Annotated in this window: 19 protein-coding genes and 1 pseudogene; 9 read left to right on the forward strand and 11 right to left on the reverse strand. The window is 60.5% G+C overall.

Features of this window, described 5'->3' with window-relative positions:
- Positions 1 to 68 precede the first annotated feature (68 nt).
- Positions 69 to 1,433, reverse strand: a complete 1,365-nt coding sequence (locus NKJ28_RS12285; RefSeq protein WP_352455133.1) for a leucyl aminopeptidase family protein — start codon at positions 1,431 to 1,433, stop codon at positions 69 to 71.
- Between the two features lie 122 nt (positions 1,434 to 1,555).
- Between NKJ28_RS12285 and NKJ28_RS12290 the strand changes: the two genes are divergently transcribed.
- Positions 1,556 to 2,377, forward strand: coding sequence for a tetratricopeptide repeat protein (locus tag NKJ28_RS12290; protein WP_023676937.1), 822 nt, complete (start codon positions 1,556 to 1,558; stop codon positions 2,375 to 2,377).
- A gap of 116 nt (positions 2,378 to 2,493) precedes the next feature.
- Here NKJ28_RS12290 and NKJ28_RS12295 read toward each other — a convergent pair whose 3' ends face one another.
- From NKJ28_RS12295 to NKJ28_RS12335, 9 genes are all read right to left on the reverse strand, one after another.
- Complete coding sequence (locus NKJ28_RS12295) at positions 2,494 to 3,510, reverse strand: type II secretion system F family protein (RefSeq protein ID WP_352635744.1); 1,017 nt, start codon at positions 3,508 to 3,510, stop codon at positions 2,494 to 2,496.
- A gap of 9 nt (positions 3,511 to 3,519) precedes the next feature.
- On the reverse strand, positions 3,520 to 4,533 hold the full coding sequence (locus NKJ28_RS12300; protein WP_023676935.1) for a type II secretion system F family protein: 1,014 nt from the start codon (positions 4,531 to 4,533) through the stop codon (positions 3,520 to 3,522).
- A gap of 29 nt (positions 4,534 to 4,562) precedes the next feature.
- Positions 4,563 to 6,071 (reverse strand): TadA family conjugal transfer-associated ATPase, encoded by a 1,509-nt coding sequence (locus NKJ28_RS12305; protein WP_352455132.1) that lies wholly within the window; start codon positions 6,069 to 6,071, stop codon positions 4,563 to 4,565.
- 29 nt (positions 6,072 to 6,100) lie between these two features.
- Positions 6,101 to 7,384, reverse strand: coding sequence for a CpaE/TadZ family protein (locus NKJ28_RS12310; protein WP_352455131.1), 1,284 nt, complete (start codon positions 7,382 to 7,384; stop codon positions 6,101 to 6,103).
- Positions 7,385 to 7,439: 55 nt separating this feature from the next.
- Positions 7,440 to 8,174, reverse strand: coding sequence for a CpaD family pilus assembly protein (locus NKJ28_RS12315; protein WP_023676933.1), 735 nt, complete (start codon positions 8,172 to 8,174; stop codon positions 7,440 to 7,442).
- A 14-nt stretch (positions 8,175 to 8,188) separates the two neighbouring features.
- Positions 8,189 to 9,718 carry a type II and III secretion system protein family protein gene (locus tag NKJ28_RS12320; protein ID WP_352635746.1) on the reverse strand — a complete coding sequence of 510 codons (1,530 nt, stop codon included), beginning with the start codon at positions 9,716 to 9,718 and terminating at the stop codon, positions 8,189 to 8,191.
- The gene (cpaB, locus tag NKJ28_RS12325) at positions 9,715 to 10,530 is read right to left on the reverse strand and encodes a Flp pilus assembly protein CpaB (RefSeq protein ID WP_023676931.1); all 816 of its coding nucleotides are present in this window, start codon (positions 10,528 to 10,530) and stop codon (positions 9,715 to 9,717) included. The genes NKJ28_RS12320 and cpaB overlap by 4 nt, the downstream gene beginning before the upstream one ends.
- A gap of 189 nt (positions 10,531 to 10,719) precedes the next feature.
- Positions 10,720 to 11,238 carry an A24 family peptidase gene (locus NKJ28_RS12330; protein ID WP_352635748.1) on the reverse strand — a complete coding sequence of 173 codons (519 nt, stop codon included), beginning with the start codon at positions 11,236 to 11,238 and terminating at the stop codon, positions 10,720 to 10,722.
- Between the two features lie 148 nt (positions 11,239 to 11,386).
- Positions 11,387 to 11,557, reverse strand: coding sequence for a Flp family type IVb pilin (locus tag NKJ28_RS12335; protein WP_023676929.1), 171 nt, complete (start codon positions 11,555 to 11,557; stop codon positions 11,387 to 11,389).
- Positions 11,558 to 11,900: 343 nt separating this feature from the next.
- On the opposite strand from NKJ28_RS12335, the gene NKJ28_RS12340 reads away from it, so the two are divergent.
- The 3 genes from NKJ28_RS12340 (at position 11,901) to NKJ28_RS12350 (ending at position 13,687) form a co-directional block, all read left to right on the forward strand.
- A complete protein-coding gene (locus NKJ28_RS12340; RefSeq protein WP_023676928.1) occupies positions 11,901 to 12,323 on the forward strand; it encodes a pilus assembly protein N-terminal domain-containing protein in 423 nt (140 codons plus the stop codon).
- A 151-nt stretch (positions 12,324 to 12,474) separates the two neighbouring features.
- Positions 12,475 to 13,035, forward strand: a complete 561-nt coding sequence (locus NKJ28_RS12345; protein WP_023676927.1) for a TadE/TadG family type IV pilus assembly protein — start codon at positions 12,475 to 12,477, stop codon at positions 13,033 to 13,035.
- Positions 13,036 to 13,066: 31 nt separating this feature from the next.
- The gene (locus NKJ28_RS12350) at positions 13,067 to 13,687 is read left to right on the forward strand and encodes a TadE/TadG family type IV pilus assembly protein (protein ID WP_023676926.1); all 621 of its coding nucleotides are present in this window, start codon (positions 13,067 to 13,069) and stop codon (positions 13,685 to 13,687) included.
- A 102-nt stretch (positions 13,688 to 13,789) separates the two neighbouring features.
- Here the strand turns inward: NKJ28_RS12350 and NKJ28_RS32990 are convergent.
- Positions 13,790 to 13,918, reverse strand: a pseudogene (locus tag NKJ28_RS32990) (phosphate/phosphite/phosphonate ABC transporter substrate-binding protein); the annotation flags it as partial.
- Positions 13,919 to 14,078: 160 nt separating this feature from the next.
- On the opposite strand from NKJ28_RS32990, the gene NKJ28_RS12355 reads away from it, so the two are divergent.
- The 5 genes from NKJ28_RS12355 (at position 14,079) to dnaA (ending at position 19,817) form a co-directional block, all read left to right on the forward strand.
- The gene (locus tag NKJ28_RS12355; protein ID WP_352576943.1) at positions 14,079 to 15,320 is read left to right on the forward strand and encodes a phosphopentomutase; all 1,242 of its coding nucleotides are present in this window, start codon (positions 14,079 to 14,081) and stop codon (positions 15,318 to 15,320) included.
- Positions 15,313 to 16,203 (forward strand): bifunctional DNA-formamidopyrimidine glycosylase/DNA-(apurinic or apyrimidinic site) lyase, encoded by an 891-nt coding sequence (mutM, locus tag NKJ28_RS12360; RefSeq protein ID WP_352576941.1) that lies wholly within the window; start codon positions 15,313 to 15,315, stop codon positions 16,201 to 16,203. Before NKJ28_RS12355 ends, mutM begins: the two co-directional genes overlap by 8 nt.
- A 24-nt stretch (positions 16,204 to 16,227) precedes the next feature.
- The gene (locus NKJ28_RS12365) at positions 16,228 to 17,001 is read left to right on the forward strand and encodes an enoyl-CoA hydratase (RefSeq protein WP_352448613.1); all 774 of its coding nucleotides are present in this window, start codon (positions 16,228 to 16,230) and stop codon (positions 16,999 to 17,001) included.
- A gap of 160 nt (positions 17,002 to 17,161) precedes the next feature.
- On the forward strand, positions 17,162 to 17,428 hold the full coding sequence (gene rpsT, locus NKJ28_RS12370) for a 30S ribosomal protein S20 (RefSeq protein WP_023676922.1): 267 nt from the start codon (positions 17,162 to 17,164) through the stop codon (positions 17,426 to 17,428).
- A 916-nt stretch (positions 17,429 to 18,344) separates the two neighbouring features.
- Positions 18,345 to 19,817 (forward strand): chromosomal replication initiator protein DnaA, encoded by a 1,473-nt coding sequence (gene dnaA / locus NKJ28_RS12375; RefSeq protein ID WP_023676921.1) that lies wholly within the window; start codon positions 18,345 to 18,347, stop codon positions 19,815 to 19,817.
- The last annotated feature ends 41 nt before the right edge of the window (positions 19,818 to 19,858 follow it).

The following is a 19,858-nucleotide window of genomic DNA, read 5'->3' on the forward strand; positions in this document are numbered from 1 at the left end:
CGTCCAGCATGTCGGAAAATTGTTTCGGTTCCGTTTCAGTCAATACCTTCGTCGGCTATGTCCTAGAATCAGCCGTAGCGGTTCGAAATGACCTGCTCCAGCGCCCGGATGCCTTGCGCTTCGCCACCCGCAAGGCCGTGCGGGCGGTCGAACGGGTTCCAGGCGAAGATGTCGACATGCGCCCAGCCGGCGGTCTTTTCGACGAAGCGCTTCAGGAAAAGCGCCGCGGTGATCGAGCCGGCGAAACCGTCCGACGTGACGTTGTTGATGTTGGCCACCTTCGACGCCAGCTTGGCGTCATAGGGCTTCCACAACGGCATGCGCCATAGCGGATCCTCGACCGCAACGGAGGCGTCCGCCAGCTCGGATGCAAGCGCCTCGTCACCGGTGTAGAACGGCGGCAGGTCGGGACCGAGCGCAACACGGGCAGCGCCTGTCAGCGTCGCCATATCGACCAGCATCTGCGGCTCTTCGTCATCGGCCAAGGCCAGGGCATCGGCGAGCACCAGCCGCCCTTCGGCGTCGGTGTTGCCGATTTCGACGGTGATGCCCTTGCGGCTCACCAGCACGTCGCCTGGCCGGAAGGCATTGCCGGCTATCGAATTCTCGACAGCCGGGATGAGCACGCGCAGCCGAACCTTCAACCCGGTGGCCATGATCATGGAAGCGAGACCCAGCACGTTGGCAGCGCCACCCATGTCCTTCTTCATCAAAAGCATGCCCGAGGACGGCTTGATGTCGAGACCGCCTGTATCGAAGCAGACGCCCTTGCCGACCAGCGTTATCTTGGGGGCATTGTTCGGCCCCCAAATCATGTCGATCAGGCGTGGCGCGTCGGCAGAAGCCCGACCGACGGCGTGGATCATCGGAAAGTTGGCGGTAAGAAGATCGTCGCCTTTGGTCACCGATATTTCGGCCTTGTGCGTCGCGGCCAAGGTCCGGGCGGCCTTCTCCAACTGCCCGGGGCCCATATCGCTGGTCGGCGTGTTAACCAGATCGCGCGCCAGGAAAATGCCATCGGCGAGGCGGCGGATGCGGGCGGCGTCGGTGCCTGCCGGCAGCGCGAGGCGAAGCGTCTTGCCTGGCTTCTTGCCGTAGCGGGTGAAGACATAGCCGCCGAGCGCCACGGCGAGTGCCGTAAGCTCCGGCTTGGCCGGTGCGGACGCAAAATGCCACTCGCCTTCGGGCAAGGCTCTCGCTAGTGCGCCGATGGCCAGTGCGCCCTCGCCATCACCGGTGCCGAACAGGGCTCCGGCAATCGCGCCGTTGTCGCCAGGCACGATGAGCGTCCTGCCGGCCTCGCCGGAAAAGCCGTTGGCCTTGGCCCAGGCGACCGAGGATGGCGCAAGGCCCGACGCCGCCAGAGCATCCTTCGCCACCAGATGGACCGGCAGCGCATTGCTCAATTCTTTCTCGACGAGTTCGACAGGCATTCGCTGGCCTCCGGCTTCCGAGTCGACGTTTCTTAACTCTCCGTTAGGGTTAACAGAATATTTCTGCGGGAGGAAAGATGACCTCGCAAATGGTCACGCGCATGAACGGAGCCCTGGTGCCGATGCCGACCAACCGCAGGATGAACGCCAGCGCAAATAGGCTGATCAGCACGGCGTTGATGATGGCGCTTGCCGCAGGCGTCGCTGGCTGCGGAACCAGCAAATTGACGACTGGCTCGATTTCTCGTCCAAGCGGCAAGCCGCTGGAAACAATGTCGGCGGGCGAACTGCACAACGCTACGATGGCGCTTGGCCAGTCCTATTCGAAAAACCCCAGCGACAAGCGGATCGCGACAAATTATGCCGCGGCGCTGCAGATGGACGGCGACGCAGACCAATCGCTTGCGGTGATGCGCAAGCTGGCGATCGCCCTGCCGAAGGACCGCGACGTGCTCGCCGCCTATGGCAAGGCGCTTGCCGCCAACGGACAGTTCGAACCGGCTCTCGATGCCGTGCGCCGCGCGCAGACCCCTGAATATCCTGATTGGAAACTGGTGTCGGCGGAAGCTGCCATTCTCGACCAGCTCGGCCAAAAGGACGAGGCGCGCCAAGGCTATCGCAAGGCGTTGGATCTCAGGCCAAACGAACCGTCGATCCTTTCCAATCTCGGCATGTCGTACGTGCTGGAAGGTGATTTGCGCACGGCCGAAACCTATATGCGCTCAGCCGCCCAGCAGCCGAATGCAGATAGCCGCGTCCGCCAGAACCTTGCGCTGGTCGTCGGTCTGCAAGGCCGTTTCGACGAGGCCGAGAAGATCGCCTCGCAAGAGCTGTCGCAGGATCAGGCGCAGGCTAACGTCGCTTACCTTCGCCAGATGCTGGCGCAGCAGAATGCCTGGAGCCAGCTCAAGGACCAGGACAAGGCAAAGCCCGCCACCAACTGACCGCTTCGAGCGCCGAACCGGCGCGCGAATTCCGCAACATGTCTAACGCAAAGAGCCGCGCTGCACCGGCAGCGTGGCTCTGAATCGTATCAGCGTTTCTGGCAACGCCGCTGGCGCTACTCGCTGCTGGATTTCGGCTGGTCGCCAAAGATGCCGCGCTGGCTCACCTGGATGCCGGCGGGACCCAGAATAATGGCGAACAGCACCGGCAGGAAGAACAGGATCATCGGCACGGTGAGCTTCGGCGGCAGCGCGGCCGCCTTCTTCTCGGCGGCATTCATGCGCATGTCGCGGCTCTCACTGGCAAGCACCCGCAACGCATGCGCCACGGGCGTGCCGTAGCGCTCGGCCTGAACCAACGCCTGGGACACCGACCTGACGGATTCCAGGCCAGTTCGGCTTGCAAGGTTCTCGTAGGCCTGCTTGCGCTCCTGCAGATAGGAAAGCTCGGCGTTTGTCAGGATGAATTCTTCCGCCAATGCCACCGATTGCGCGCCGATCTCATCGGCGACCTTGCGAAGCGCCGCTTCCACCGACATGCCGGACTCGACGCATATCAGCAACAGGTCGAGCGCGTCCGGCCACGCCATCTGAATCGATTGCTTGCGCTTGGTAGCGCGGTTGTTGACGTAGAGCACGGGCGCGTAGAATCCCGCATAGGCTACCACGATGCACACGAACAGCTTCACGAAAAGCGGCTGCTCGGGCAATCCGCCGAGCACGAACAGATACACCGCCGCCAATGCAAAGCCGATGAAGGGCAGGACGAGACGGAAGAAAAGGAAGCGCGTCAGCGGATTTTGCCCGCGAAAACCCGCCACTTTCAATTTCTGCAAGGTACCTTCATCCGCCAGCGCACGCCTGAGATCCAGGCGATCGACAATATTGCGCATGCCGACCGACTGTTCTTCGCGCAGGCCCTTGCGGCGGCGGTCGGCTTCGACTGCCAGCCGCGCGCGCTGCTTGGCGCGCAGCTCATCGCGCTCCAGCGCTACGGATTTCATGCGCGCCTTGAGCTGGTTCCCGCCAAAAGCGGGCAGCAGCGTGAAGACGGTCGCAAACACCGCGATACCGACCAGCAGTGCGATCAGCAGGGACGGGTCGGTGAGAGTTCTGATGACGTGATCGGTCATACGCGAGTCCTAGACTTCGAAATTCATCATCTTGCGCATTACCAGGACGCCCATCGACATCCAGATGCCGGAACAACCGAGGATCAGATGGCCGGTGCTGGTGATGAAGAGGGGCATGATGTAGTTCGGGCTCGTCAAATAGACGAGAAAGGCGACGACGAAAGGCAACGCGCCGATGATCACGGCGGATGCCTTGGCTTCCATGGACAATGCCTGGACCTTGGCTTTCATTTTCTTGCGGTCGCGAAGCACGCGCGAAAGATTGCCCAGCGCTTCGGAAAGATTGCCGCCGGCCTGAGACTGGATCTGGATGACGATGCCGAAGAAGCTCGCCTCGGTGCACGGCATCGTTTCTGGCATGCGCATGGCCGCGTCGGGGATCGACAAACCCATTTGCTGCGAATCGACGATGCGGCGGAACTCGGTCTTGACCGGCTCGGGGGATTCGTTGGCGATCAGGCGCACGGCATCGTTCAGCGGCAGGCCGGATTTTACCGCACGCACAATGATATCGAGCGCGTTCGGAAATTCGTTGAGGAACGCCTTGACGCGGTGCGCGCGGCGAAACGAGACGAACCAGCGGGGCAGACCCAAGACGCCGACCAGCAGCGCAGCCGGCAAAACCAGCAACGGTGCGCCGATGAAATAGACAAGAGCCGTCAAGACGACGCCGCAGACCGCCGAGTAGACATAGAAGCGCTCAAGCGAGATCTTCATGCCGGCCTGACGGATTTGGATCTTCAGCGGTGGTTTCTTGACCAGGCTCTGATTGGACTTTTGCTTTTGATCGAGATCCTTCAGCGAATCCTGGACGGACTTGCGACGCTTGGCCGCTTCCGCCACGCGATCGCGCGACGCCTTGACGACGGAACGATCCGTCTCGGCGGTCTTGATCGATTCAAGCCGCTTGCCGACCTGCTTCTCGGTGCTGATCCGGTTGAACAGGAAAGCATAGGCCACAGCGCCGGCGCTGAAGCCGGCGAGCACGACGAATGCCAATACGGTGCCGTCAATTCCGAACATCGACCCTGGCCCCCACGCTTCCAGACGGATCAATCAGCGCGTTTCTCCATCGCCTCGAGCGCAACCGCGAGGCGCTGCTCCTCACCGTAGTAGCGGGCGCGCTCCCAGAAATGCGGACGGCCGATGCCAGTCGACACGTGCTCGCCCAGCAGCCTGCCGTTCGCGTCCTCGCCCTTGATGTTATAGAGAACGATGTCCTGGGTGATGATGACGTCGCCTTCCATGCCGATCACCTCGGTGATGTGGGTGATACGCCGCGATCCGTCGCGCAGGCGTGCAGCCTGTATGATTACGTCGACGGAGCCGACGACGATTTCGCGCACGGTTTTTTGCGGCAGCGTGTAGCCGCCCATGGCGATCATCGACTCTATACGGTTGAGGCATTCGCGCGGGCTGTTCGAATGGATCGTTCCCATCGAGCCGTCATGGCCGGTGTTCATCGCCTGCAGCAGGTCGAACACTTCGGGTCCGCGCACTTCGCCGACGATAATACGTTCGGGGCGCATGCGCAGACAGTTCTTGACCAGGTCGCGCATGGTCACTTCGCCCTCGCCTTCGAGGTTGGGCGGACGGGTTTCGAGACGCACCACATGCGGCTGCTGCAATTGCAGCTCAGCTGAGTCCTCGCAGGTGATGACGCGTTCTTCGCGGTCGATATAGTTGGTCAGGCAATTGAGCAGCGTCGTCTTGCCTGAGCCGGTACCGCCCGAGATGACAATATTGCAGCGGACACGCCCGATGATCTTGAGAATCTCGGCCCCTTGCGGAGAAATCGAGCCGAACTTGACCAGCTGGTCGAGCGTTAGCTTGTCCTTCTTGAACTTGCGGATGGTAAGTGCGGTGCCGTCGATAGCCAGGGGCGGTGCGATGACGTTGACACGGGAGCCATCAGGAAGACGCGCATCGCAGATCGGGCTTGATTCATCGACGCGGCGGCCAACCTGGCTGACGATACGCTGGCAGATGTTGAGGAGCTGCTGGTTGTCGCGGAAACGGATGCCGGTCTGCTCGACCTTGCCGTTGACTTCGATGTAGACGTTCTTGGAGCCATTGACCATGATGTCGGCAATATCGTCGCGGGCAAGCAGTGGCTCCAGCGGCCCGTAGCCTAAAACGTCGTTGCAGATATCCTCGAGAAGCTCTTCCTGCTCGGCGATGGACATCGCGAAATTCTTGATCGCGATGATGTCGTTGACAATGTCGCGGATTTCCTCGCGCGCGCTTTCGGGATCGAGTTTGGCGAGCTGCGACAGATCTATCGTATCGATGAGTGCGGCGAAGACCTGGCTTTTGGTGTCGTAGTAGGTTTCGCTCTTTTGGCGCTGGATACTTTTCGGCTCCGGGGCCAATGGCGGCGGCTCGACCGCACGGCGAACCGCCGGCGCGGCAGGCGCGCCGGATGGCGGCAGCGCCGCCGACCTGGCAGTTACAGCCGCTTCCACAGGGTTTGCGGCCGCCGGCGCAGCAGGTGCGGGTGCTGGCTGACGGAATTCCGGAATGGTCCGGTTGCCGTCGTCGCTGCCTCTTTTACCAAACATGATCGCTTACCAATTCCACCGCTGAGGCATCACTTCTTGTTGCGCGAAAGCTTGCCGATCAGATTGCCGAGGCCAGCCTTTTTCTTCACCTTGATTTCGCTGCGCCCTGTCAGCACATGGGCGATCTCGTTGATCGTGGCGACAACCGGATTCTTGGCATCCATCTCACCGAGCATACGTCCGTTGTTGGCAGCATTTCCGAACAAAAGCGGCTCGAACGGGATGACCGACATCGGCGAAAGGCCGAGCGATTCGGAGAAGTCGGACGGCGTAATCTCAGGACGTTTCGGCACACCGGCCTGGTTGATCACAAGCTTTGGCGCGGGATCGTTCGGACGAAGCCGCTTCAGCATGTCGACCAGGTTCTTCGTGTTGCGCAGATTGGCCAGTTCGGGCGTCGCCGTGATGACGATCTCGTCGGCCTTGACCAGCGTGTTCTTGGTCCAGCCGGCCCACACGTGGGGAACATCGAGCACGAGGAGCGGCGCGCTACGCTGGGCTATGTCGATAAGCTGGGTGAAGGCGTCGGGATCGAAATCGTAGACCCGCTCCAGGGTCGAAGGGGCCGCAAGCAGCGACAGGTGCTCGGCGCATTGGGCGAGCAGCCGGTCGAGATAGACCTCGTCGACGCGTTCCGGCGAGAAGACTGCCTCGGCAATGCCTTGCGCCGGATCCTGGTCGAAATTGATATTGGCCGTTCCGAAGGCGAGGTCGAGATCGGCGACAACCACTTCGGATTTGAAAAGGGACGACATGGCCCAGGCCACATTATGGGCTATGGTCGAGGAGCCGACGCCGCCTTTGGCGCCGATGAAGGCAATCGAGCGGCCGATCGGCTCCGCTTCCGGATCAACGAAGATCGAAGACACCACGCTGACGATGTCGGCCATCGATACGGGCGCGATGACATACTCGGAAATGCCCGAACGAATGAGTTCGCGGTACAGGCCGACATCGTTGTAGTGGCCGACAACCACCACCTTGGAGGTCGGGTCACAATGCTCGGAGAGCTGGGCGAGTTGTTCAAGCAATAGCTTCGGCTCGCTGCGCGATTCAAGCAGGATCAGGTTCGGTGTCGGCGCCGACTGATAGAATTCGATAGCGGTAGGGATGCCCCCCATATGCACCTTCAGATGGGCCTTGGCCATGCGGCGATCCTCGCCGGCGCGCTCGACCGGATTGGCTACGCCTTCGGTCTCGCAAAATGCCTGGATCGAAATGCGCGGGATCGGCCGCAACGCCTGCATCGCGGCAATATCCTGCTCCGAGGTTTCGCCGCCCGGTACCTCTGTGTCATAGGCAAGATTGCTCATTGTCATCACTTTCCGTGACTTGCGCGGCTTAGGGTTTGTTGAGCCTCAACACTCGTTAATATTCGACTTCCGAATTGCCGAGGAATTCGTCCGAAATACCTCTGTCACGATAGACGTCGATCACCGCGCCGCGATTTTCCGCGTCGATCGGGGTCGGCTTGCGTGGCCCGATCAAATCGGACGGATTGGCCATCTGGGCAGCCAGGTTGTTCTGATACGAACAGCCGAAATCGGCATAGTGCTTGTTTTCCGAAGTCTGCAGCAGGTCTTCGGGCCAGCGCCCGCATTTATCCGTCTGAGCCTTCACCGAGACGTAGGCAACACGGATCGGTGCGGACGCTTCGGCCGAAACAGACTGATAGGACCGCATGGCGATCCGCTTCCGGCTGATGCCGCTGGCTATGGCCAGCCTGGCGAAATCGCGGCCGGCCACGGCCGCTGCGATTTCGTTGGCTGAGCCGCTCGGAATCTCGATCGTCAGCACCGGAGCCGCGCTCCTGTCGTATCCGTCCAGGAAGCCCAGGAGCGTGTCACGCTGGGATCTGGTCATGCCACGGTCGCCGGCGCCGACCGGAAGGTCGATCTTCTGTATCTTCTCGGCTATGACGATCGGATGGGTGGTGCGATAATCGTCCGGTATGGCACCCACCGTGACGCTGTCGCGATTGGCGCAGCCGGCCAGCAATGCCGCCACCGCGATCGCCATAATGGGAACGGCCGGCCGCCAGATTCGCGAATGGACCGACCGCGTCGCGGTGATCGCCCGTGCCTTCGATGCTGCCTTAGACATGACCGCTTCCCCGCTTACTTGTAGATAAAGCCGACAACGCCGTGGTAACGGCCGTTGGGCTTGTCGGTCTGCATGGTGCCGTAGACACGGTTGACGCGGCCAAGGAAGATGCCGGCGCCATCGCTGGCGGCGTTGAAATTGTTATCCGGCTTGGCAAGATCGTTGCGCGCCACCGGCTTCACCAGATAGGGCGTAATGATGATGACGAGCTCGGTCTCGTTGCGAACGAAATCCCTGCTGCGGAACAGCGCGCCAAGCACTGGAATCTTTGTCAGACCAGGTAAGCCGTTGACGGCTTGCCTGAGATCATCGCGGACAAGGCCGGCAATCATCATCGAGCCGCCCGAAGGCAGTTCCACTGTTGTGTCGGCCAAGCGCTTGCGGAGCGACAGGGCATTCATGCCCGGGCTTGTTACGCCTTCGGACAAAGACACAGACCCCTCCGTTGTCGGCTCGGAAACCGAGGTTCTGACTTTCAGGCTGATACGGCCGGGAGACAGCACCACCGGCTGGAATTCCAGGCCAATGCCGTATTCGATCTTCTCGACCGAATACGTCTTCAGACCGGTCTGGTTATCGTTTGATACGGCTTGGGAAACGCTGGTCACCATGTTGTATTCGCCGCCAACCTTGAAGGTCGCCTTCTCGCCGGATACGGCCGTCAATGTTGGTTCGGCGAGGGTTTTCATGACACCGGACTGTTCCATGGCATTGATGTAGGCCTGCAGCGTCGAGCTCCCGATAGAGAGGCCCGAGTTCGACAGCGACTTGCCCAAACCAGTGAAATTGTCGCTTACCGCGCCCCAGCTGATGCCGTTGCTGCTGCCGTTGCCCACCATGTTGACGCCGAGCTGCTTCATCACCGAGCGGCTGACTTCCGCGACCGTTACCTTCAGCGTCACCTGGTCGTCGCCGATGATCTGCAGCAGGTTGACGATCTTGCTGACGCGGCGCTCGGCATCTGGGTTATCGATCGCGACGCCGGCTTCAGCCGAACCGCCGGCAGCGGTCTGCGAATATTGACCCGTGGTCGCCTCGCCGCCGGACACGAAAATGGTTGCCAGATCGGCCGCGCGCTTGGCGTCCAGAGGAGTGTCCACGGTTCCGGTCAGAACGACGTTGTCGTTCAGCAACTCGACCTTGACCTCCGATGACGGGATGAAGCGCTTGATATAATCCTCCAGCCCGGCGACGTCACGTTCGACCGCTAGGTCAAGGCTGACGATCTGCTCGCCATTCGGGCCAAAGACGAAGATATTGGTCTCGCCGACCGCCTTTCCAAACAGATAGATGCGCCTGGCGGTGCGGGTCACCGCGTCGGCTACAGCGGGGTTGGCGACGAGAATGTCGTAGGCATCGCTCGGGAGGTCGATGACCACCGACTTGTTCAGTCCGAGCTTGACCCGCTGGGTGGCGGTCGAAGCCGTCACCCTGGCGTTGTCGCCTGCTGCGCTGGCACAGAGAACGCCATATGCATTCGTTCCAAGGAAAAGCAGGCCGATCGCCGCAGCCAGCGTGACCGGCAATTTGGTTTTTAGCCTCATTTCCTCGCCCCCACTTCGGAAACTTCGCCCGACTTGATCAACCGCACGGTTCCGCGCCGGCCATTGCCGGAAACCAGGTAATCGGCTTCGCCCACATTCTTGTCCTGACTGTCCTTGATCGAGCGTAGCGCCAATGTCAGGCGATCCGCCATCTGCTGTGCGACGGTGATGATCTCGGACTGCTGCGGCGTCAGTTCCAGGGTGGCGGTCTGGCCAACCCTGGTCTTCTTACCTTCCTCGTCCTCCTGAATGGTCTGGTCGATCGCCAGGACGCGAATGTTCTTCAGGATAGTTTCGGTCGTGAAGCCCGGACCACCGCCATTGGCGGGATCGGCTCTGCGGGTCATGATGACGTCGACGAAATCGTTGGGAAGAATAAAGCCACCGGCCGAGGTGTCGGCCGAGATGCTTGTGGCAACGGCCCGCATGCCGGAGGGCAGGATCGACGACATGAAGCTTTGCCCTTCACCGATCAGCTTCGAGCGCCGCAGCGGCTCGCCGGCGTAGAGCGCCACGCGAGCGACGGCGCCCTTCAGCTTGTCCAGCGCTTCAGGCTCGGCGGCGCGGGTGATGAAATTTGCGTTGATGCCGGCGGACGGCCATGACTCCCAGGAAATGTTGTTTTCAAGCGGACTGCCCATCGGAACGTCGCCGGAAAGAACAAGCACATCCTGCAGCGCGATCGCCGGCGCCTGAGGACCGGAATCGACAACCGGAGGCGGCGGAGCCACGACCATGTTCTTCGCGACATAGCCTGCACCACCGGCCGCGGCTATCGCCACGCTCAGAATAATCAATCGGGATGCTGGCATCTGTCCGAACCTCGCCTTGGCAAACCACGTAGCCAAGCGGGACTTTGCAGCGGCAATCGTCAAAACAAGGTTAATGTTATACTTACGATCGTGATTAATTTAACGTTTACATAAATTGGACCGACAAGCCCGGCCCGAAGGAAAACGTGGCCAACTCGCCTGCTCGGCGCCAACCGCGTAAAGCGAAATTCAGCCCGCCAGCCTGGTAAGTGCCCAGACCATCAATGGCGAGTCGGAATAGGTGAGCAGACCGCCAATGCCAAGCGCGATGCCGTACGGAACGCCGGTCGCCTCATCGGCGAAATGGCGCAGGAACGGATTGTGGCTTGTGACGGCGGCAAGCGGCGATTTTCGATAGGCGAGGATGGCTAGCGTCAGCAGTCCGCCGATGAATGTCGAGGCGACGAGGTATTCGATGAGATGGATGTTCAGTCCCATCCACATGGCAGTGGCAGCCAGAAGCTTGGCGTCGCCGCCGCCCATGCCGCCCAGCGCGAACAGGCCGAACGTCACCGCGAGAACCAGGCCGGCGGCGGCGAAATGCCAGCCATAGGTGGCCCAGTCCATGCCGGTCAAAGGCGCAACCAAGGCGAAGACAACCACAAGCAACACCGGCACGCGATTGGCGATCGTCATCGAAAGCATGTCGGAGATCGCGGCAAAAAGCATGCAGAACGGAAACACGACGAAGATCACGGCTTCAAGCATCGGCGCGCCTATGACCCAATTGCATCTAGCCCCAGCCTAATCCTATTCGATTAACGACTGATGAGGCCTAAATTTCAAATCATGCGAGGACTAAATAAGGGCCGCCAGTGCGGCGGCCCTTATTTCAGAACAACCGAACCCGTTACGGTCAGCTACCGTTCACCTTAGTGGAGATGGCGGTGAACTTGGCGTTCAGCGAGTTGCCGAGCTGGCCGGCGCCGACCATGATGGCGAGTGCGATAAGAGCGGCGATCAGACCGTATTCGATAGCGGTCGCGCCGGATTCGTCCTTCACAAAACGTGCGATGAGGTTAGACATTCGAGCTCCTACTCCAATTGTTACAGCACTTCCGTCAACTTCTCTTGGTGGCTGATCGGATACTGCGAATCTAAGGAGAAGCTGTTTCAATCGGCTTAATAAACAGGCTTACCGATTCCTTTCCCGCTTCGACGACATTGCGTGGTTAACCCAGAACTAAAATACCCGCCGCTAGGCCCCCGGGCTGACAAAAGGCGCAAGAGGCGCAATTCGGCAAAGACGTTCCAGCCGTGCCGGCTAGGCCCAATGCCGGTTCCGGCTTGGTCCTGAACTCCAGCCGCTTAACGGTTGGTTCACCAATCTCGTTCATGTTCCGTTGAACAGTTTGCCAGGGGGCGCCTCAATGGCCGGGCCGAGATCATCATTTCCAGTTGCCGTGCTTTTTGCCGCAGCGGCTTTCGCCTTTCCAGCCAGGGCCGGCGCCGGCATCGAGGTGACGATGAACCAGGCAAAGATCATCAAATTGTCGCGCGCCGCCGATACGATTGTCGTCGGCAATCCGGCGATCGCCGACGCCTCCGTGCAGGATGCATCGACGATCGTACTGACCGGCAAGGGATTTGGCGTCACCAATCTCGTCGTCCTCGACCAGGAGGGCAACCCGATCGTCGATGAGCAAATAACCGTCGTGCGCCAGGCAGCGTCGTCGGTGCGCATCTATCGGCGTTCCGAAGTACAGACCATGTCCTGCGCGCCATATTGCGAAAGCTCGTATAAGAGCGATGCCGAGAAGGCCTCCGAAGCCGAAATGAGCGCCGCGCATTAGTAGCCGACGTCTCCGTCTTTGGCGAGAACGTGCTTCGGTTATCGCCGGGTTAAGGCCTTCCCGTTGAATTTAACGGTCATTCCAACCGGACTTCAATCGGTTCCGACTAAGGGTGGGACCGATACAGAAGCGGCATCGGCGGGCAGAGGACATGAGCAAGGCAGGACGAGCAGGTTCTCCAAGACGGTTTTTGGGCGACCGCCGCGGAAGCACGGCGATCGAATTCGCCATGCTTGCAATTCCTTTCGCGCTTCTTGTCTTCGCCATCCTGGAGAGCTGCATTTCTTTTGCCGCACAGGAAGTGATGGCAAACGCAACCGACGACATCGCGCGCCAACTGCGTACCGGCCAACTAAGACCGGCCGATGTGTCCGGGACCAAGCTGCGGGATATGATCTGCACCAAATTGGAGATCATGGTCGCCAAGACCTGTCCCGGATTGCTGGTGGACTTGCGCGAATATCCGACCTTCGCCGATGCGGCGCTGGCCGGTTTCAAGATCCAGGATGGCGACGTCGTGCTGACCAAGGGCACGAGCACACAGACCTTCACCGTCGCACCTGGCCTGGCGGAGTCGAGAAACATGCTGCGTGTTTTTTACAAATGGCCGGTGATGACCGACTTCATGGCCAAATCGATGGCCAACCTGAAGGACGGTAAAACGCTGCATTTTGCTTCGATCACTTGGCAGAACGAGCCGTTCGACAACTGAACCACGTAGTCGCTTGAAAAGGGGCAAAGCCATGATTCGTGCGGGGGCACAGCTGGGCATCGCAGGGATTTGTACAAGAGCAGTCCGGCTTTGCTCGGACCGCCGCGGTATTGCGGCTGTCGAGTTTGCCCTCATCGTGCCTGTCCTGTTGATCATGTACTTTATGACAATGGAGGCCTCGCAAGCCATCGAGACCAGCAAGAAGGTCAGCCGCATCGGCAGCATGGTAGCGGACCTCGTCACGCAGCAGCAGACCGTCAAGGCGGCCGATGTCGATGCCATCATGGCGATCGGCAGTTCCACGCTCCAGCCCTACAACCGCTCGAAACCGAAGATCATTATCACGGCGATACAGGTGACCAACGAGACGACGCCGAAAGTCCTGGTCGTGTGGTCGCGCAAACTGGTCGATGGCGTCTCTAGCGTCGACGCTGTCAAGGATTCCACCACAACGGTCCCGAGCGCGCTCAAGATCAAAGGCACGTTCCTCATTCGGGTCGAAAGCGATCTCGCCTACAAGCCAATCATCACCTGGTCGGCGGACGGCCAAAGCCGGTTCGGGTTGAGCTCGGTCTTCAATTCGATATCGATGGCGGAAACTTATTATCTGCGGCCGCGCAGGAGCCCGACCATTCCGTGCAGCGATTGCTGACGCCTGAAGCCCGCTAACCGGTCTGTTGCTATTGCTTGCGACCGCGGGCCGAGACTAGACGCACGATGGCTGCAGCCAGCACATAGTCCCTCGGACCGGCAACGGTTCGGCGACGATACCGATACGGAACGTTCCGATAACATCGCGCCAATCGGCTCGCGCCAGATTTGTGCAAGACGCATCCGGCAGCAAAGCCAGTACGGCGGCGAATGCTGTCAGGGCAAGCCTCATGCGAGCTCCGCGCCGCGCATTTCCATCCGCAGATCGACCATGCCGCGATTCGTCTCTCCGGGACCAGCACGCCAAGCCGTGCTGTTTGGGTTTCCGAATTGCCAATGGCGGCGCGGAACCCTATGTCTGAGCCAACACACAGGCAATGATGAACCTTTCGATGGCACGCGCCTTCCTTTTTGTCCTCGACTCCTTCGGCATCGGCGGCGCGGCCGATGCCGAACGTTATGGCGACACCGGCTCCAATACGTTCGCACACATCGCGCGGGCCTGCGCAGAAGGCCGCGCCGATCGCGAAGGCCTGCGTGCCGGACCCCTTCTTGTACCAAACATGCTCGCGCTCGGCCTCGGCCAGGCCGCGGCAACGGCGACGGGTTTCAGGTTCGAGAATGCCGGCAGTGCGCGGCTTGCCGCCGCCTTTCACGGCGCGGCCCAAGAGGTTTCGAGCGGCAAGGACACGCCATCGGGCCATTGGGAAATAGCCGGCCTGCCGGTCCGTTTCGACTGGGGTTACTTCCCAGACAAGATTCCCGCCTTTCCGGCCGAGTTGACCGAAGCAATGGTGCGTGAAGGGAAGGTGCCTGGCATCCTCGGCAATTGCCATGCTCCGGGCACCGAGATTATCGAACGGTTCGGCGAAGACCATATCCGCACCGGCAAGCCGATCTGCTACACCTCGATCGACTCCGTCCTGCAGATCGCCGCGCATGAGGTTCATTTCGGCCTGGAACGGCTTTACGAGTTCTGCAAAGTGGTGCGCAGGCTCGTCGATCCGCTGAATATCGGCCGCGTCATCGCGCGGCCGTTTATCGGTGAAACCGCCGCCACGTTCGAGCGAACGCATAATCGTCGCGACTATGCCGTACCGCCGCCGGAACCGACGCTGCTCGACCGGCTGACGGCGCGCGGCAGCCGGGTTATCGCGATCGGCAAGATCGGCGACATTTTCGCCCATCGGGGGATCTCGGAAGTCCGCAAGGCTGCCGGCAACATGGCGATGTTCGACAAAACGCTTGGTGCCATGGAAGACGCCCGCGACGGCGACCTCGTCTTCGCGAACTTTGTCGACTTCGACACCGAGTTCGGGCATCGGCGCGACGTTGCGGGGTATGCCGCCGCACTCGAAGCTTTCGACCGGCGCCTGCCCGAGGCATTCGCACGGCTGAGGCCAGGCGATCTGCTCATTTTGACCGCCGATCACGGCAACGATCCGACGTGGCGCGGCACCGACCACACGCGCGAGCGTATTCCGATTATCGGGACACGGCCGGGTTTCAAAGGCGCAGAGATCGGACTGAGGACAACATTTGCCGACATCGGCGAAACCGTGGCCGAACATCTCGGGCTGGCGCGCGGCCGTCACGGCACCTCCTTCCATGCCACGATAGGTGGCCATGCCTGAGCTGCCGGAGGTAGAGACAGTCAGGCGCGGTCTGCAGCCGGCCCTTGAAGGTGCCCGCATTGTCGGTGTCGAGGCACGCCGGCCGGATTTGCGGTTTCCGTTCCCCGAGAGATTTTCGGAGCGGCTGACCGGCAAGACGATTGCGGCGCTCGGCCGCCGTGCCAAATATCTGACAATGCACATGGACAACGGCCCGGTTCTGATCTGCCATCTCGGCATGTCGGGTTCGTTTCGCATCGAAACGGCCGACGAGAGCGCAACGCCCGGCGCGTTCCACCACGAACGTTCGAAAAACACTGCTCACGATCACGTCGTCTTCGACATCGCATCCCCTGCCGGCGTCCGCTCTCGCGTGATCTTCAACGACCCGCGCCGCTTCGGGTTCATGCTGTTTTCGGAAGGCGAGCCCGACATGCATCCGATGCTGGCGGGATTAGGCGTCGAGCCTACAGGCAACGCACTGGACGGCGCGCTGCTCGCTTCGTTGCTGAAAGGTCGCAAGTCACCGCTGAAAGCGGCACTTCTGGACCAGAGGCTGATTGCCGGGCTAGGCAATATCTACGTCTCGGAAGCGCTTTGGCGGGCCGGCCTGTCGCCGCTGCGCGAAGCGGGCACCCTCGCGAGAGCCGGCAAGAAAGCCAAAGAGCAGAGCGAACGCCTGGCCGAAGCAATCCGCTCGGTCGTCGCCGATGCGATCGCCGCCGGCGGCTCGTCGTTGCGCGATTATATGCAGACCGATGGATCGCTGGGCTACTTCCAGCATTCCTTCGCGGTTTACGATCGCGATGGGGAAGCCTGCTCCAAGCCTGGTTGTGGCGGCCACATCGAGCGTATCGTGCAAAGCGGTCGTTCGACTTTCCACTGCCGGGCCTGTCAGGCTTGAACCAGAAGCGAGGAGGAGCAAAGCATGGGCTATGAAACCATCATCGTCGAAACCCGCGGCAAGGTCGGGCTGATTACGCTGAACCGGCCGCAGGCGCTCAACGCGCTGAATTCACAAGTGCTCGCGGAACTGGTCGCGTCGGTGAATAGCATGGGCGCCAATGCCGACATCGGCGCCATGGTCATCACTGGTTCGGAAAAGGCTTTCGCGGCAGGTGCCGATATCAAGGAAATGCAGTCCATCTCCTATGTGGATGCCTATCTGCAGGATTTCTTCGTCGGTTGGGAAGAATTTACGCGGGCACGAAAGCCGATCATCGCGGCGGTGGCGGGCTATGCGCTGGGGGGCGGCTGCGAACTGGCGATGATGTGCGACTTCATCATCGCCGCCGACACCGCCAAATTTGGCCAACCCGAGATCACGCTGGGCGTCATGCCCGGCATGGGCGGATCGCAGCGCCTGACCCGCTTTGTCGGCAAGTCGAAGGCGATGGATATGTGCCTGACGGGTCGAATGATGGACGCAGCCGAGGCCGAGCGTTCCGGCCTTGTCTCGCGCGTGGTGCCAGCCGGCGAGTTGATCGAGGAAGCGCTTAAGGCAGCGTCCAAGATCGCTGGTTTTTCCTTGCCGTCGGTGATGATGGCAAAGGAGGCCGTCAACCGCGCCTATGAGACGACGCTCACCGAGGGTCTGCGGTTCGAGCGCCGGCTGTTTCATTCGCTGTTTGCGCTGGATGACCAGAAGGAAGGCATGGCGGCCTTCAGCGGCAAGCGGAAGCCGAATTTCACGAACCGATGAGATGACGAAGGCGCCGGTCAAAAAGAAAGCGCTGCAGCGTTGACGCGCCGGAAAAGCTGAACTATAAGCCGCACCAACCGAGGCGGCCCTGTGGCTGCCCGTTTGTTTTTTGCGCCCTGCGGTATCCCGCAAGCGCCCACCAGATCAGAAGAGAGGCACCATGGCCAATACCTCCTCGGCCAAAAAGGCAACGCGCAAGATCGCCCGTCGCGCAGCGATCAACAAGAACCGCCGCTCCCGCGTCCGGACCTACATCCGCCAGGTCGAAGAGGCGCTCGCGGCTGGCGATAAGGCGGCCGCACAGGCTGCCTTCAAGGTGGCCGAGCCGGAATTGATGCGCGCCGCGACCAAGGGCGTGGTGCACAAGAACACGGCATCGCGCAAGGTGTCGCGGTTGGCCCAACGGGTCAAGGTGCTGTCGGCCTAATATACCTTTTCCTGAACTGCGCTTCTTCAAACCCGGCCAATCGCGCCGGGTTTTTTTTCGTTTGCCGGCAAGTACTTAAAAGAAAGCCCGCAAAATGGCGCTCCGGGTGCATTTCAAAGTTCGAAATGCTTTGCCGGCATATACATGCCCGCTGATATTCGCAGCCTTCGAAACCGCCAATACGAAAATTTCCGAGCGTCACAGATTACTGTTTTTTTTCAGAGGCTTACCGATGGTGATCCACAGCTTGTTCACATCGGCTGTGGCCGATAGGCGGCAATTGGCTGTCAAGTGAATTATTTCAGAAAATTTCGCATTGTGTGGCCTTTTTCACATTCGCCGGAAAAGGGTTTGAATCACAATGGCTTTGTCAAAATCAACTGTTGCAGCATGGCGTTCGAAACGTCCCTTTCTAGTCAGATTCCTTAAAAATCCGTTAGGGGTGGCCTTGCCCTATCCACAGCGATTTCGGTAATGTCTGTCCATCGAAGGGACGGGCCCTTGGCCCTTGACCAGCCTGAAACCGGCCAGCTCAAATTGGCAGAGTTTACACCGCGGATTCAACTCCGCGGACGGGGTTGGTTTGTCTTTTCGATACGGTAGGGGACTGGCGTAATTGTACATGGCAGGTCGACGGTGCGCCGGCGGTTTTTCGCCGGACGGCATTTTGTTGCCCTGACATGACCAAAGCGGATCGGCTCTTCGGCGCCGGACCGACAACGAGGCGATTCATCAGCCGGCGGCGGCGATGGTGTCGCAGCGAAGACACGGTCGCCGGAAACATGGATGCAGGAGGCGCATCCCCGGCGGAAAACAGGTACAAGAGACAAGGAACTCGATCATGCAGAGCGGCGGCATCGAAAGGGAGCTTACAGGCGACCTCCCATTTCCTGGAACGTTAATCGGAAGGAACGACATGGCGGCTTCCAATGAAGCTGAACAGAAGTTCGATCGGGTCAAGGCCCAGTTGAAGGCGCGTCTGGGAACCGAGGTCTATTCGAGCTGGTTCGGGCGCATGAAGGTCGCTGAATCCTCTAAGGGCATTGTCCGCATCTCAGTGCCAACCGCATTCCTGCGTTCATGGATCAACGGCCACTATCTCGATCTCATCACCGAGTTGTGGAAGCACGAGGATCCGGAGATCCTCAAGATCGAGATCGTGGTTCGCACCGCCACACGGCAGGGCCGCAACAGCGTCGAGCCAGAAGTGGCCCCGGCGCGCAAGATGACCAGGCAGACGCAAACCGCGCTCTCTGCGGGCACGGCGAGCCCCAGTAGGGTCGAACGGGTCCCGGTACCCCGCCCGGGGATGCCGGCAGAAACCGAGTTCCGGCACAATGTTCTCGGTTCGCCACTCGATCCACGCTATACTTTCACCTCCTTCATCGAAGGACCATCGAACCGAGTGGCTTTTGCCGCCGCCAAGGCGGTCGCGGAATCGCAGTCGAGCGCGGTGCGTTTCAATCCGCTCTTTCTTCACGCGACGGTCGGGCTGGGCAAAACGCACCTGTTGCAGGCGATCGCCGCAGAATCGCTGAAGCAGAATCCGAAATCGCGGGTCGTCTATCTGACGGCTGAGTATTTCATGTGGCGGTTCGCCACCGCGATCCGCGACAACAACGCACTGACGCTGAAAGAACAGCTGCGCGACATCGACCTCCTCATCATCGACGACATGCAGTTCCTGCAGGGCAAGTCGATCCAGCACGAATTCTGCCATTTGATCAACATGCTGCTCGACAGCGCCAAGCAAGTGGTGGTCGCTGCCGACCGGCCGCCGTCGGAATTGGAGTCGCTGGAGCCACGCGTCCGCTCGCGCCTCAACGGCGGCGTCGCGCTGGAAATGTCAGCCCCGGATTTCGCCATGCGTATCGGTATGCTCAAGCTCAGGCTTGCCACCGCCAAGCTCGACGATGCGTCGCTCGATATTTCCGAAGAGATCCTCAACCACGTCGCCCGCACGGTGACCGGCAGCGGACGCGAGCTCGAAGGTGCCTTCAACCAGCTTTTGTTTCGCCAATCCTTCGAACCGCAGATCACCATCGACCGCATCGACGAGATCCTTGGCCACATCTATCGTTCGGGCGAACCCAAGCGGGTGCGTATCGAGGACATCCAGCGCATCGTCGCGCGCCACTACAACGTGTCGAAGACCGAACTTCTGTCCAACCGGCGCACACGCACCATCGTCAAGCCACGGCAGGTCGCCATGTATCTGTCGAAGGTGATGACGCCGCGCTCGCTGCCGGAGATCGGGCGGCGGTTCGGCGGTCGTGACCATACGACCGTGCTGCATGCGGTGCGCAAGATCGAGGATCTTTCCGGTGCCGACAACACACTGGCGCAGGAACTCGAATTGCTGAGAAGGCTGATCAACGACCAGGCCTGACGGCCCGAAAAACGCCGGCTCGCGGACTCCGGCCTTTTTAT

This window comes from Mesorhizobium sp. M0145, assembly GCF_040322355.1.
In the GTDB taxonomy this organism is placed as follows: domain Bacteria; phylum Pseudomonadota; class Alphaproteobacteria; order Rhizobiales; family Rhizobiaceae; genus Mesorhizobium.